Below are 14,008 nucleotides of genomic sequence, written 5' to 3'. Positions count from 1 at the left end.
GCCGGTGCTAAGTGGCGGAGAAAACCGGAGCTCTTTCGACCATGACCCCAGCCACGCCCTTGGCGATCCGAATCGCACCTTCCATCCTCGCCGCCGATTTTTCCAAACTCGGACAGGAGGTGCGCGACGTCATCGAAGCCGGCGCCGACTGGGTGCATCTCGACGTGATGGACGGTCATTTCGTGCCGAACATCTCCTTTGGTCCCGATGTCATCAAGTCTCTCCGGTCCCACACCAACGCCTTCTTCGACTGCCACCTGATGATTTCGCCGGCCGATCCCTATCTCGAAGCCTTCGCGAAGGCAGGTTGCGACGGGATTACGGTGCATGCGGAAGCAGGCCCGCACCTGCATCGGTCGCTGCAGACGATCCGCGCGCTCGGCAAGAAGGTGGGCGTCACGCTCAACCCGGCAACGCCGCTTTCCGTTCTCGAAAACGTGTTGGACGATGTCGACCTGATCCTGATCATGAGCGTCAATCCGGGCTTCGGCGGCCAGAAGTTCATTCCCGCGATGGTGGAGAAGATCCGCACTGCGAAGGCAATGATCGGCAGCCGGCCGATCGAGCTCGAAGTCGACGGCGGCATCACCGCAGAAACGATCGGCGCTGCGACCACCGCCGGCGCGAATGTCTTCGTTGCGGGTTCTGCGGTTTACAAAGGCGAGGGAATCGCGGCCTATCGGGAAAATATCGCGCGGCTGAAAGCTGCGGCGGAGGATGGACGCAGATGACATTGCGCTTGCGATCTTCGGTTCCTGCCTGTGCGGCGATGTTCTTCGCCGGCTCCACATCCGCAGCCGATATCGCCAGCATCCACCCCATCGGCTTTTCCACCGACGGCCAGATCTTCGCCTATGAGGAATACGGCGTCCAGGATGGCTCGGGTTTTCCCTATGCCAATATCTATGTGCTCGATCTTGCCAAGGACACCTATCTGCCGGGAACGCCCTTCCGGGTGCGCCTTGAAGAGGACGACGCGACGATAGCCAAAGCTCGCTGGAAGGTTCAAAACGATGCGGAAGTGGTGATTGAGGCTCATGAACTCGCCAATCATCCAGGCGAACTCGTCGCGTTCAATCCGATCACCGAAGTCGACAACGATCCTCACCGGCTGCGCTACCGCAGCGTGGCCGTCGTGCCTTCCGTCGGTGAACCCAACACGCTCGTGCTTGAGGAAATTCCGCAACCGCATGATCCGCGCTGCGAAGGCTTGATCGAAAGAACCGTCTCCCTCCGCCTGCACTTTAGCGAACGGGATGGGAGGCCGGTGGATGACGTGGTTCACGAGGACCAACGCATCCCCTCCTCGCGTGGCTGCGTTACCGGCTATCGCTTGGGCGGTGTCGTCACCGGCGTCGTTCCCGGTAGAGCCCGGATCGAGGTCGCCCTCGTCATGGTTTTCAGTGCCGGTTTCGAGGGACTCGACGGACGCTGGATCGCCATTCCGATCAAAACCGCAAATCCTGACCTGCGTTGAGACGCCTGCAAACTTGAGCTTGCTCGCACTTCTTGCTACAGCGGCGCCGAAAACCATTGAGAAAGCCGAAAGCCCATGATCCCCCGCTATTCGCGGCCCGAAATGGTCGCCATCTGGTCGCCCGAAACGAAGTTCCGCATCTGGTTCGAGATCGAAGCGCATGCCTGCGATGCCCTGGCTGCGATTGGCGTGATCCCGAAATCCGCCGCCGAGACCATCTGGGAAAAAGGCGGCAAGGCTCAGTTCGACGTTGCCCGCATCGATGAGATCGAGGCCGTCACCAAGCATGACGTCATCGCCTTCCTGACCCATCTTGCCGAATTTGTCGGGCCCGACAGCCGTTTCATCCACCAGGGCATGACTTCGTCCGACGTGCTCGATACCTGTTTCAACGTGCAGCTCGTGCGAGCGACGGACATTCTGCTTGCCGATATCGACAGGCTTCTCGAAGCGCTGAAGCGTCGCGCCTTCGAGCACAAGGACACGGTCACGATCGGCCGCAGCCACGGTATCCATGCGGAGCCGACGACATTCGGCGTGAAGCTCGCTCAGGCCTATGCGGAGTTCGATCGCAACAAGACCCGCCTCCTGGAGGCACGCGAGGAGATCGCCACCTGCGCGATTTCCGGCGCCGTCGGCACCTTCGCCAATATCGATCCGCGCGTCGAGGAACATGTCGCTGCCGCCATGGGTCTGAAACCGGAGCCGGTCTCGACGCAGGTCATCCCGCGCGACCGGCACGCCATGTTCTTCGCCACCCTTGGTGTCATCGCCTCGTCGATCGAGCGACTGGCGGTCGAAATCCGTCACCTGCAGCGCACCGAGGTGCTGGAGGCCGAGGAATATTTCTCACCGGGCCAGAAGGGTTCTTCGGCCATGCCGCACAAGCGCAATCCGGTGCTCTCCGAAAACCTGACGGGTCTTGCCCGCATGGTCCGCTCCTATGCCATGCCGGCCATGGAGAATGTTGCGCTGTGGCACGAGCGGGATATTTCCCATTCCTCCGTCGAACGCATGATCGGCCCGGACGCCACGATCACGCTCGATTTCGCGCTCGCGAGATTGACCGGCCTGATCGACAAGCTGCTCGTCTATCCGGAAAACATGATAAAGAATATGAACAAGTTCCGCGGGCTTGTTCATTCGCAGCGTGTGCTGCTTGCCCTCACGCAAGCAGGCGTGTCCCGCGAAGACGCCTACCGGCTCGTGCAACGCAACGCCATGAAGGTCTGGGAAGAGGGCAAGGATTTCCTGGAGGAACTTCTCGCCGATCCGGAAGTCCGTGCGGCACTCTCAGAAGAGGATATCCGCGAAAAGTTCGACCTCGGCTATCATACCAAGCATGTCGACACGATCTTCAAGCGTGTCTTCGGGGAATGACGGAAGCTGTTTGACGATGGACGCCGCCGGCTGCCCCGGCGGCGTTTTCATATGGCTTGCCTGAGAGCATCGGATCAGGCTTAACCGTTGGTGAGATCACCAGTCCTGCTTGGTGACCGGGCGGAGACATCAGGAGCCACGAGCTTGCGATAGAGGTGCCAGGTCGCATGGCCGAGGATCGGCATGATGACAGCGAGGCCGGCGAAGACCGGTATGGTTCCGATGACCAGCAGAGCCGCGACGATCAGCCCCCAGAGCGCCACGGGCACCGGATTGGCCAGCGTGGCCCGGACACTTGTGTCGATGGCTGCTGCCGCCCCGACGTCCCGGTCCAGCAGTAGCGGAAATGCCACCACCGTCGTCGCCAGCACGACCACCGCAAAGAGGAAGCCGGCGAGATTGCCCCACAGGATCAGCGCCATGCCCTGCGGCGTCGTCAGGACCTCGTTGAGGAAGGACGAAATGGAGGTTGGAGCCACGTCGCCGAAATAGGCGGTGTAGATCGCCTGCGCCACCAGCAACCAGGATATGAACAGCACGAATAGCAGGAAGCCGACAGCAATGATCGACGGCAACGCCGGCGATTTGAGCACGCTGAAGGCATGTCGCCATGAGCTGTCCTCGCCGCGCTCGCGGCGGCGACTGATTTCATAAAGCCCGATTGCCGCAAGAGGCCCCAACAGGGCGAACCCGGACATCAGCGGAAAGAGCAGCGGCAGCAGGTTGGCTCCAGAGCTCCAGACCATCAGGAACACACCCGCGAGCGGATAGATCAGACACAGGAACACGTAATGTGAAGGCTTCTCACGGAAGTCGTTCCAGCCCAGGCTCAGGGCGTCCATAATGTCGGCTACACCGATCTTGCGAACGACCGGACGCACAAAACTGCTGTCTGCACCGGCCATGACATGAAATGTCGTCATAGGGATTCTCCTCCTAGACCGTCACGGTTCCTCGTTCCCCCTTACGCAAAGAACAACGTGGTGGCAGTTCCGATATGGATTCCGCCAACTGAGCGGAATCGACGACGCATCGATCCACCCGACCACCGTAAGACGTTCGACAAAGAAGAGGCCGACACGCTTTCTCGGTAACCGGCAAAGGAAGTCTAGCAAATTTTGCGGCTTCTGTCGCCTCTTGCCTTGACTTCGAACGCGTTGCTCCTCAAATCGCGCCATCATGAAAGCATCCGAAGCCGATATCCTGATCATTCCCGGCTATACCAATTCCGGACCCAACCACTGGCAGACGCGCTGGCAATCAAAGCTCTCCACCGCCCGCCGTGTGGAGCAGGCGGAATGGTCGAAGCCCGTCCGGGACGATTGGGTCGTGCGCGTCGCCGAAGAGGTCAATGCCTCCATTCGTCCGGTCGTGCTGGTCGCCCATTCCCTCGGCATCCCGTCCGCGATCCATGCTATTCCGCTGTTCAATAAGCGTGTCGCCGGCGCCTTCTTTGTGGCGCCGCCGGAGGTGGACAACCCGGAGATCCGGCCCAGGCACCTGATGACCTTCGGCCCCTATCCGCGCGATCCTCTGCCCTTCCCGTCGCTGACAATCGCCAGCCGCAACGACCCGTTCGGCTCGTTCGAACATGCCGACGACATCGCCTCGGCCTGGGGTTCATTCTTCATCGATGCTGGAGAAGCGGGCCATATCAATGCTGAATCCGGCCATGGGCCCTGGCCGGAGGGCACTATGGTTTTTGCGCAGTTCCTCAGCCGTCTGAAACCATGACGAGACGATATCTCGTCATGGTCTTGTTCAGAGGTGGCAATTCGAACGACAATCTTAAGCTGAACTTAATCGGCATTTGCTAAAGTTTTCGCTCATCCGCAGTGAGCCAGGCCCGCCGATGCCGTCAAACGTTCTCTCACGCCGTTTAAACTCCAGTTCAGGAGACGACATCGGCGTTGTAGCGTTGGCCTTGGAAGCTCTTCCTTTCTCGATGGCAGTCATCGATCATGCCGGCGCGCTTCTGGTGGCAAACGCACCATTTCGACGCGATTGGATCGGAAGCGCGGCCGCAATGGCCAGCTTTTCAAACCTGTTTGATCCTGAAGGACGCGCGGAGATCGACAAAAAGCTCCTGCAATTGCGCAACGGCTCCTCCTCCGAACTTCTGGAATTGCGGGCCACCCGGGCGAAGGGGTCTGCGCGATGGGCGCTGGTCCATTTGGCTCCGCTCGCACGAAATCCGAAAAGCCAGCCACTGCTCTTCGTGCATATTACCGACATCACCGAGCGAAGACAGCATGTGGAAGAGCTTGCCGAGCGCGAAACCCGCTGGAACAACGCCCTTGTCAGTTCCGTCTCGGGGGTATGGGACCATAACTATGCAACCGGCCAGAAATACTATTCCCCGGTGTGGCGTCAGATTCGCGGAATGTCACCTGAGGATCCGCTTGCCGCCTCCACGCAGGCATGGCTGGAACTCGTGCATCCCGAGGACCGCGAGCGGGTCGCTCATGCAATAGAGCGGCAGAACGCGGGCGACCCGGCTTATGCGGTGTTCGAATATCGCGAGCGCCACAAGCAAGGCCACTGGATCTGGATCGAATGTCGCGGCGCTTGCGTCGAATGGGATTCGAACGGCAAGGCCACGCGTGTGGTGGGCACGGATACGGATATCACTGCGCGCAAGGCGGCCGAAGAGGCGATGGCAAAGATGTCCCGCCGACTCGACATGGCCCTCGAAATTTCCGGCATCGGCGTCTACGAATGCGACTTCGATACCGGCGAGGTGGACTGGGACGAGCAGATGTTCCGAATTTATGGCCTGGAGAAAAGCGAGGAGGTCGTCATCGGTGGCCTATGGGAAAGCTTTCTGCATCCGGAGGACGCGGAGCGCGTGCAAGCGAATGTCGAGAAGCATATCCGGGATCAGAAGCGTTTCTCCGATGAATACCGGATCATCCTGCGCGACGGTTCTGAGCGCATCATCCGCACCCAGACCATGTCCTTTACCGACAGCACCGGCCATCAGAAGATGGTCGGCGCCAATTGGGACGTTACCGCTGACGTAATACTCCGTCGCGAGCTCGAACGGGCCAAGACCCTTGCCGAGGCACGCAACCGGGAGCTTGAAGCCGCACGCATCCGCATTGAGCACAACGCGATGCACGACTACCTGACCGACCTACCGAACAGGCGTTACCTGGACGAAATGCTGGAGCGTGTGGCAGCGGAATGCACCCGCCATGGACAGGGCATTGCCATCCTTCATATCGACCTCGATCGTTTCAAGCAGATCAACGACACACTCGGCCACAGCGCCGGCGACATGATGCTGAAGCATGCGGCGAAAGTCTTGAAAGAGACAATCCGGAAAGGCGATTTCGTGGCCCGCATCGGCGGCGACGAATTCGTCATCCTTTCGAAATTCCGGGGATCGCCGCGAAAGCTCTCAAACCTTGCCGAACGGATCATCAAGGAATTGCGCAAGCCGGTTTCGTACGAGGGTCATGATTGCCGTTTCGGCGCCAGCATCGGCATTGCTTGTGAGATTGGGGCAAATGTCGATGCCCGCCAGCTCCTGTTGAATGCCGATATTGCGCTCTACCGAGCCAAGAAGGGCGGCCGTAACCGGCACGAATTCTTTTCGGCGGATACGCAGAACGAGATCATCAGCACCAAGCGGATGTCGGACGAGATCCTGCTCGGTCTCGAACGCGATGAATTCGTCCCTTTCTACCAGCTCCAGTTCGACGCCACGACGCTGGACATTGCCGGGGTCGAGACGCTTGCCCGCTGGATGCATCCGGAGCACGGTATGCTGCCGCCGGACCAATTCCTGGAGACGGCCGAAGAACTGGATGCGGTCTCGTTGATCGACGGAATGATCCTTCAAAAAGCACTTGCGGATTTCCGCGAGTGGAGACGGCAGGGCCTCGAGATCCCGAAGCTCTCGGTCAATGTCTCCTATCGCCGCCTTCACGATGCAGCACTGTCGCGCAAGCTCGAGGCACTGAAGATCGAACCGGGTATGGTATCGTTCGAGCTCCTGGAATCGATCTTCCTCGATGATTGTGACGACGGCGTGCTGAAGAACCTGGCGCGGCTTAGAAAGCTCGGCATCGATATCGAGATTGACGATTTCGGCACCGGTCACGCCTCCATCATAAGCCTGCTCAGGCTGAACCCACGAGCCCTCAAGATAGACCGGGAACTGGTGCGGCTCGTTTCGCAATCCCAGGAACAGCGAAAGCTGATCGGTTCGATCGTCGAGATCGGCAAGTCCTTGAATATCCGGGTCATCGCCGAAGGCGTCGAAACCTTTGAACAGATCCGCATCCTGCGCGATCTCGGCTGCGACGTGCTGCAGGGTTATGCGCTTGCAAGGCCGATGTCCCGCTCCGGAATTCCCGGCTTCATCCGTTCGGGTCTCGGACGTCTCGGCAAGATCTCCGCTTAACGAGACCGCCTTAAAGCCCCGCCCGCCTGCTGCTTCCTCGATCTTTCCCGCATAAGGAAAGCCGAGCCCGGCCGGGCTCGGCTTTCTTTCATCTCAAAGACACGGAACAGTTACTGGTTTTCGATCTGATTGACCGCCTCGGCGAGCAACTCGATCATTTTGGTACGAATGTCCTGATCGGAGATGGCAACGCCGGCCGCATCAAGATCGCCGCGCAGCTTGCGGAAGACATCCTCATCGCCGGCTTCTTCGAAATCGGCGATAACGACCTCTTTCGCATAGGTTTCCGGATCCGTCTTGCCGAGCAGGCCGGCAGCCCAAAGGCCAACGAGCTTGTTGCGGCGGGCAAGCGCCTTGAACTTCAATTCTTGGTCCAGGGCGAACTTGTTTTCGAAAGCTCTTTCGCGATCGCTGATGCCGCTCATCTCGGGTCTCCCAAAAGTGGACTTTGTGACTGGACCCCTTAATCAAAAGACGCGCGAAGTGCAATCGGCGGCGTTTCGATTCCAGCACAAACGAATTGACATACGCAAACTATTCAAGGAATGGCGCCAATGTTCCTCCAGCCTTGCTGGCGTCAGCCTTAAGCGGCCTGCATCTCCTTGACGACTTCAACGAGAAGATCGTGCATCTTCGCCTGCAACTGCCCGTCGGTTACAGCGATGCCGGCTGCGTCGAAATCATGACGCAATTTGGTGGCTATGTCGTGCGAAGTCTTGTCGTCGAGGGTGAAGGATACTAAATCCTGAGCATAACCGCCGGCATCGGCCACGCCGAGCAGTGATGCGGCCCAAAGGCCCATCAGCTTGTTACGACGGGCTTCCGCACGAAACTGGAAGGACTGATCGTAGGCGAATTTATCTTCAAGGGCTCTGCCCCGTTCGCGAAGAGCATACATTATGAAATCCCTGCTTTTTACTGGTTATGACTGTCCTTTTCTTGAGGACGCGGTCATTGCTACAGAAAAAGCTTCAAAAATCCGTGTAAGCTGACGATGAATGATTCTTCATTGCTTTTCGTCAAGTCCCCCTCTGCCCACAAGCTTTTGGAGGCCTGCATTGTGAAACCCGTTCTTTTCCGATAAGGGACCGCTCAAACATCATCCATTGCGCCCGCGAGGGGCGCCAACAACGAGACAAGAAACCATGAACCGTCGCCGCCGTATTTACGAAGGCAAGGCCAAGATCCTGTATGAAGGCCCCGAACCCGGCACGCTAATTCAGTTCTTCAAGGACGACGCCACTGCCTTCAACAAGAAGAAACATGACGTCATCGACGGCAAGGGCGTTCTCAACAACCGTATCTCTGAATACATCTTCACCCATCTCAACAAGATCGGCATCCCGACGCATTTCATCCGCCGGCTGAACATGCGCGAGCAGCTCATCAAGGAAGTTGAGATGATCCCGCTCGAGATCGTCGTGCGCAATGTCGCCGCCGGCTCGCTCTCGACCCGTCTCGGCATCGAGGAAGGCACGGTTCTGCCGCGCTCGATCATCGAATTCTATTACAAGTCCGATGTGCTTGCCGATCCGATGGTCTCCGAAGAGCACATCACCGCTTTCGGTTGGGCCAATCCGGCCGAGCTTGACGACATCATGGCGCTTGCCATCCGGGTCAACGACTTCCTGTCCGGCCTCTTCCTCGGCGTCGGCATCCAGCTCGTCGATTTCAAGATCGAATGCGGTCGCCTGTTCGAAGGCGACATGATGCGCATCATCCTCGCCGACGAGATCTCGCCGGACAGCTGCCGTCTATGGGATATCGAGACCAAGGAAAAGATGGACAAGGATCGTTTCAGGCGCGACCTGGGAGGGCTTCTGGAGGCCTATTCGGAAGTCGCTCGCCGTCTTGGCATCATCAACGAAAACGAGCCGATCCGCGGGATGGGGCCGGTTCTCGTCAAGTAATTCAGGGGGTAGATCAGTGATTAAGGCACGCGTGACAGTCACGCTCAAGAACGGCGTCCTCGACCCGCAGGGCAAGGCGATCGAAGGCGCGCTTGGCAGCCTCGGCTTTTCCGGCGTCGGTCATGTGAGACAGGGCAAGGTCTTCGATATCGAGCTCGACAGCGCCGACAAGGCCAAGGCGGAAGCCGATCTGAAGGCCATGTGCGAGAAGCTTCTGGCAAACACGGTGATCGAGAACTATACTATCGCCCTCGACTGACGGTTGCGGAGCGCGTGATGGCTGAAATCACGAATGAACTGATGTATGAACTCACGAAGCGAATGCATGCGGACATTGCGGACTTGAAGCTTGGTCAACGCGAACTGAAAGCCGAAATGAATGCAATGCGCGGCACAATGATTTCGATGCAGCAAGACACTCATAATATCTATACGACCCTGGCAAGGCATGAGACGTGCCTTGATCGGATAGAAAACCGCCTCGAATTGCGCGAGCTTGCCGAGGCTCAGGCAAGGTTTGAACAGCACCCATGAAATCCGCCGTCGTCCAGCTTCCCGGCCTCAATCGCGATCGCGACATGATCGCCGCGCTCACCAAGATTTCCGGCAAAGCGCCGGTCACCGTCTGGCAGACGGAAACCGAATTCCCGGATGATATCGATCTCATCGTCATTCCGGGCGGCTTTTCCTACGGCGATTATCTGCGCTGCGGTGCAATTGCGGCGCGCATGCCGATCATGCAGGCGATCAAGGAGAAGGCGGACAAGGGGGTGAAGGTTCTCGGCGTCTGCAACGGCTTCCAGATCCTCGTCGAGGCTGGCATGCTACCCGGCGCCCTGATGCGCAACGCTTCGCTGAAATTCGTCTGCAAGGAAGTGAAGCTCGAAGTGGTCAATGCCGAGACGGATTTCACGCGCGCTTATGAAAAGGGGCAGATCATCCGCTGCCCGGTCGCCCATCATGACGGCAACTATTTTGCCGATGCCGAAACGCTGGCTTCGATGGAAGGCAATGGCCAGATTGTCTTCCGCTACGCCGAGGGCACCAACCCCAACGGTTCCTTGAACGACATTGCGGGCGTCATGAACAGCCGCGGCAACGTTCTCGGCATGATGCCGCATCCGGAAAACCTCATCGAGGCGGCTCATGGAGGCAGCGACGGACGTGGCCTGTTCGCCTCCGCGCTCGATGTGGTGGCCGCCGCCGCTTAACCTTCCGGTTACCTGTCTCGATCCCAGAGCGCCCCGAAACCACGTCAGGACGTTTCGATGCCGTTTTCCATACGCCTGCCTGCCCTTTTTTCTCTCGCTCTCGCGGGCCTGGCCCTTTCGGCCTGCCAATCGGGACGCGAAGCCTCGGCACCCAATCGCGCTGCACTGCCGACCATGGAACGAGTGGCGCTCGCCGCCAATACCTGCTGGTTCAAGTCGGGCGATGCAGCATTCAAACCTTACCGGCTGGCGCCGGAACTCAACTCCTTCTCCGGGCGGCCGCGCATCCTCGCAGTTCCGCGCAACAGCCCTGAGTCCCGCCCCGTACTGGTCGTACAGGCGGAAGGAAGCCCCGCGCGCCTTGATGCGTTCGGTCCGTTAATGAACGGGGCGGAAGGAGAGCGAATCAAACGGGACGTCCTGCGCTGGGCGAACGGCGCGAACGGTTGCTGATATTCGCCATCAACGTTCACGCCTTTCGGTACAGCCTGTTGCAGGTCTGCACCGCCTTTCCGAATTTTCACATCTTTTTGCCATAAGTCATAACGCCGCCTAAACACTTGCTGGACGCCCCCCAAGCCCCATTGTACCAATTCTTCCTTGGAGACGGACGGTCGCATAACGTGGATCGTCCCGGCCGCGAGCAGCGGCAACTGTGAGGACGATGTTAATGAAGAAGGCATTTTTCGGCTCTGTCATCGGGACAATCATCGCCACTTCGGCGATGTCTTCCTCGGCATTCGCCCAGGAGCACCTGCTCGATGAAGTCCGTATCGGCGTTTCCGGCTCGATTCAGGCGAAAAGCACCTTCGAGCCCGGCGCATTCCCGTCAGCCACGGTCTTCTTCGACCCCTTCGACCAGCGCCATGCCCAAAGCTTCCTCGACCATATGCTGCGTCCGAGGGTGCATCTCGGTGCGATTGTCTCGACAGCTGGGGAAGCCAGCCAGGTCTATGCCGGCTTCACGTGGACGGCTCCCCTGACCGACAAGTTCTTCATCGATCTCGGCTTCGGCGGCGCGATCAACAATGTCGACGACGACAACGACGGGCCGCAGGTCGGCTGCAGCGTCCTTTTCCACGAGTCGGCTGCCCTCGGTTACAACATCACCGAAAACTGGCGCGTTCTGGCGACCATTGAGCACTCTTCCAATGCCGATCTTTGCGACGACAACGATGGACTGTCCTACGCAGGCATCTCGGTCGGTTATAAATTCTGATCGGATCAGATACCATTTATTGAAAGCGCCGGTTTTTTCCGGCGCTTTTTGTTTTCGCCGCCAGGATGTCGTAACATTGGCCAGCTGCATTTTCCTGTCGCGCCCCTGCGCCACTTAGGTTAAAGAGCGCCAAAGCTTGGCCCTTCAATCCAGAGAAGAACATGACCATTCCGAACAGCATCGCGATCACTCCCGAACTCGTCGCTTCGCATGGCCTGAAGCCGGACGAGTATCAGCGGATCCTCGATCTGATCGGCCGCGAGCCGACCTTTACGGAACTCGGCATCTTCTCGGCCATGTGGAACGAGCACTGCTCCTACAAGTCATCGAAGAAATGGCTGCGCACCCTGCCGACCAAGGGACCGCGTGTCATCCAGGGACCGGGCGAGAATGCCGGCGTCGTCGATATCGATGACGGCGATTGCGTTGTCTTCAAGATGGAGAGCCACAACCACCCCTCCTATATCGAACCTTATCAGGGTGCGGCAACGGGAGTGGGCGGTATCCTGCGCGACGTCTTCACCATGGGCGCACGTCCGATCGCGGCGATGAACGCCCTGCGCTTCGGCGCTCCCGATCATCCGAAGACCAAGCACCTGGTCTCCGGTGTCGTCGCCGGCGTCGGCGGCTACGGCAACTCGTTCGGCGTACCGACCGTCGGCGGCGAAGTGGAATTCGACCCGCGTTATAACGGCAACATCCTCGTCAATGCCTTTGCAGCCGGCCTCGCCCGTACCGATGCGATCTTCTACTCCAAGGCGGAAGGCGTTGGCCTGCCGGTCGTCTATCTCGGCGCCAAGACGGGCCGCGACGGCGTCGGTGGTGCCACGATGGCGTCTGCCGAATTCGATGAATCGATCGAAGAGAAGCGCCCCACCGTGCAGGTCGGCGATCCTTTCACCGAAAAATGCCTGCTCGAAGCCTGCCTCGAACTGATGGCGACCGGAGCGGTGATCGCGATCCAGGATATGGGTGCTGCCGGCCTCACCTGCTCGGCTGTCGAAATGGGCGCCAAGGGCGACCTCGGCATCGAACTCGACCTCAACAAGGTGCCGGTGCGCGAAGACCGCATGAGCGCCTACGAGATGATGCTTTCGGAAAGCCAGGAGCGCATGCTCATGGTGCTAAAACCGGAGAAGGAAGAGGAAGCAGAGGCGATCTTCGTCAAATGGGGCCTTGATTTCGCGATCGTCGGCAAGACGACCGACGACCTGCGTTTCCGCATCCTGCACGAGGGCGAAGAAGTAGCAAACCTGCCGATCAAGGAGCTTGGGGATCAGGCGCCCGAATATGACCGGCCATGGATCCAGTCGAACGGTCGCGCTCCCCTGCCCGCATCCCAGGTTCCGGCGCCGGCCGATTACAACGCGGCACTGCTGAAGCTGGTCGGTTCGCCCAACCAGTCCAGCCGACGCTGGGTCTGGGAACAGTATGACACGCTGATCCAGGGCAATTCTCTGCAGCGCCCGGGCGGTGATGCCGGCGTCGTGCGCATCGACACCCATCCCAGCAAGGCGCTCGCTTTCTCCTCCGACGTGACGCCGCGCTATGTCGAGGCCGATCCGTATGAAGGCGGCAAACAGGCGGTCGCCGAATGCTGGCGCAATCTCGTCGCGACCGGCGCCGAGCCGCTCGCTGCGACCGACAACCTCAATTTCGGCAATCCGGAAAAACCGGAGATCATGGGCCAGCTTGTCGGCGCCATCAAAGGCATAGGCGAAGCCTGTACCGCGCTCGATTTCCCGATCGTATCCGGTAACGTCTCCCTTTACAACGAAACGAACGGTGTCGCGATCCTCCCGACACCTACAATTGCCGGCGTCGGTCTCCTGCCCGATTGGCAGAAGATGGCGAGGATAGGCTCGGCGCGAGAAGGCGACAAGCTGATCATGATCGGCGCGGACGGCAGCCATCTCGGCTCTTCCGTCTACCTGCGCGACATCCTCGACACGATCGATGGTCCGCCTCCAGCCGTCGATCTCGCGGCCGAGCGTCGCCACGGCGATTTCGTCCGGTCCATCATCCGCAATGGTCAGGTGACCGCGTGCCACGATATCTCCTCCGGTGGCCTTGTGCTCGCGCTCGCGGAAATGGCCATGGCTTCCGGCAAGGGCTCGAAGGTGAGCTTGTCGGAGCAGCGCGGCCCTGCGCATGCCCTTCTTTTCGGTGAGGACCAGGCCCGTTACGTGATCGCCGTTCCGGCTGACCTAGCCAATTTCGTGCAGGCGAATGCGGAAAGCGCCGGCGTGCCCTTCCGCCCGCTCGGAACCGTTTCGGGCGACAGGCTGGCGATCGACGGTCTTATCGATGTACCGGTGGCTGAACTCGTCAAAGCCCATGAAGGCTGGTTCCCGACCTACATGGATTGATCCCGTGTTTTGCGGATGAGAAGCGTCGATC

Annotated in this window: 15 protein-coding genes; 12 read left to right on the top strand and 3 right to left on the bottom strand. The window is 59.3% G+C overall.

Annotated features, from left to right (window positions below; genetic code table 11):
• Positions 1–41 precede the first annotated feature (41 nt).
• From rpe to purB, 3 genes are all read left to right on the top strand, one after another.
• Positions 42–731: a ribulose-phosphate 3-epimerase gene (rpe, locus tag J2046_RS21495; protein WP_210055412.1), complete on the top strand. Its 690-nt coding sequence runs from the start codon at positions 42–44 to the stop codon at positions 729–731.
• Entirely contained in the window at positions 728–1,477 is a 750-nt protein-coding gene (locus J2046_RS21490) for a DUF2259 domain-containing protein (protein WP_210055410.1), read from the top strand. The genes rpe and J2046_RS21490 overlap by 4 nt, the downstream gene beginning before the upstream one ends.
• A 75-nt stretch (positions 1,478–1,552) precedes the next feature.
• The gene (gene purB, locus J2046_RS21485; protein ID WP_210055408.1) at positions 1,553–2,857 is read left to right on the top strand and encodes an adenylosuccinate lyase; all 1,305 of its coding nucleotides are present in this window, start codon (positions 1,553–1,555) and stop codon (positions 2,855–2,857) included.
• Between the two features lie 80 nt (positions 2,858–2,937).
• Here the strand turns inward: purB and J2046_RS21480 are convergent, their stop codons facing one another.
• Positions 2,938–3,780: a DUF2189 domain-containing protein gene (locus tag J2046_RS21480; protein ID WP_210055405.1), complete on the bottom strand. Its 843-nt coding sequence runs from the start codon at positions 3,778–3,780 to the stop codon at positions 2,938–2,940.
• Positions 3,781–4,036: 256 nt separating this feature from the next.
• On the opposite strand from J2046_RS21480, the gene J2046_RS21475 reads away from it, so the two are divergent.
• Together J2046_RS21475 and J2046_RS21470 are read left to right on the top strand one after the other, a co-directional pair.
• Complete coding sequence (locus tag J2046_RS21475; protein WP_210055403.1) at positions 4,037–4,591, top strand: RBBP9/YdeN family alpha/beta hydrolase; 555 nt, start codon at positions 4,037–4,039, stop codon at positions 4,589–4,591.
• 118 nt (positions 4,592–4,709) lie between these two features.
• On the top strand, positions 4,710–7,268 hold the full coding sequence (locus J2046_RS21470) for a sensor domain-containing protein (protein WP_210055401.1): 2,559 nt from the start codon (positions 4,710–4,712) through the stop codon (positions 7,266–7,268).
• A gap of 110 nt (positions 7,269–7,378) precedes the next feature.
• Here J2046_RS21470 and J2046_RS21465 read toward each other — a convergent pair whose 3' ends face one another.
• Together J2046_RS21465 and J2046_RS21460 are read right to left on the bottom strand one after the other, a co-directional pair.
• Positions 7,379–7,693: a DUF1476 domain-containing protein gene (locus tag J2046_RS21465; RefSeq protein WP_037146750.1), complete on the bottom strand. Its 315-nt coding sequence runs from the start codon at positions 7,691–7,693 to the stop codon at positions 7,379–7,381.
• 158 nt (positions 7,694–7,851) lie between these two features.
• Positions 7,852–8,166 (bottom strand): DUF1476 domain-containing protein, encoded by a 315-nt coding sequence (locus tag J2046_RS21460; protein WP_210055399.1) that lies wholly within the window; start codon positions 8,164–8,166, stop codon positions 7,852–7,854.
• Between the two features lie 247 nt (positions 8,167–8,413).
• Between J2046_RS21460 and purC the strand changes: the two genes are divergently transcribed.
• The 7 genes from purC (at position 8,414) to purL (ending at position 13,977) form a co-directional block, all read left to right on the top strand.
• Positions 8,414–9,178 carry a phosphoribosylaminoimidazolesuccinocarboxamide synthase gene (purC, locus tag J2046_RS21455; protein WP_037146748.1) on the top strand — a complete coding sequence of 255 codons (765 nt, stop codon included), beginning with the start codon at positions 8,414–8,416 and terminating at the stop codon, positions 9,176–9,178.
• 16 nt (positions 9,179–9,194) lie between these two features.
• Positions 9,195–9,437 carry a phosphoribosylformylglycinamidine synthase subunit PurS gene (gene purS / locus J2046_RS21450; RefSeq protein ID WP_037146747.1) on the top strand — a complete coding sequence of 81 codons (243 nt, stop codon included), beginning with the start codon at positions 9,195–9,197 and terminating at the stop codon, positions 9,435–9,437.
• 17 nt (positions 9,438–9,454) lie between these two features.
• Positions 9,455–9,712, top strand: coding sequence for a hypothetical protein (locus J2046_RS21445; RefSeq protein WP_210055397.1), 258 nt, complete (start codon positions 9,455–9,457; stop codon positions 9,710–9,712).
• A complete protein-coding gene (gene purQ, locus J2046_RS21440) occupies positions 9,709–10,389 on the top strand; it encodes a phosphoribosylformylglycinamidine synthase subunit PurQ (protein ID WP_210055395.1) in 681 nt (226 codons plus the stop codon). Before J2046_RS21445 ends, purQ begins: the two co-directional genes overlap by 4 nt.
• 57 nt (positions 10,390–10,446) lie before the next feature.
• Positions 10,447–10,842 carry a hypothetical protein gene (locus J2046_RS21435; protein WP_210055393.1) on the top strand — a complete coding sequence of 132 codons (396 nt, stop codon included), beginning with the start codon at positions 10,447–10,449 and terminating at the stop codon, positions 10,840–10,842.
• A 217-nt stretch (positions 10,843–11,059) separates the two neighbouring features.
• Positions 11,060–11,608 (top strand): acyloxyacyl hydrolase, encoded by a 549-nt coding sequence (locus J2046_RS21430; protein ID WP_210055391.1) that lies wholly within the window; start codon positions 11,060–11,062, stop codon positions 11,606–11,608.
• 161 nt (positions 11,609–11,769) lie between these two features.
• Positions 11,770–13,977: a phosphoribosylformylglycinamidine synthase subunit PurL gene (gene purL / locus J2046_RS21425; protein ID WP_210055389.1), complete on the top strand. Its 2,208-nt coding sequence runs from the start codon at positions 11,770–11,772 to the stop codon at positions 13,975–13,977.
• Positions 13,978–14,008 lie beyond the last annotated feature (31 nt).

It is taken from the genome of Neorhizobium petrolearium, assembly GCF_017873175.1.
In the GTDB taxonomy this organism is placed as follows: Bacteria; Pseudomonadota; Alphaproteobacteria; order Rhizobiales; family Rhizobiaceae; genus Neorhizobium; species Neorhizobium petrolearium.
Note: the sequence above shows the minus strand (reverse complement) of the source record. Positions and strands in the feature narration are given on the sequence as shown.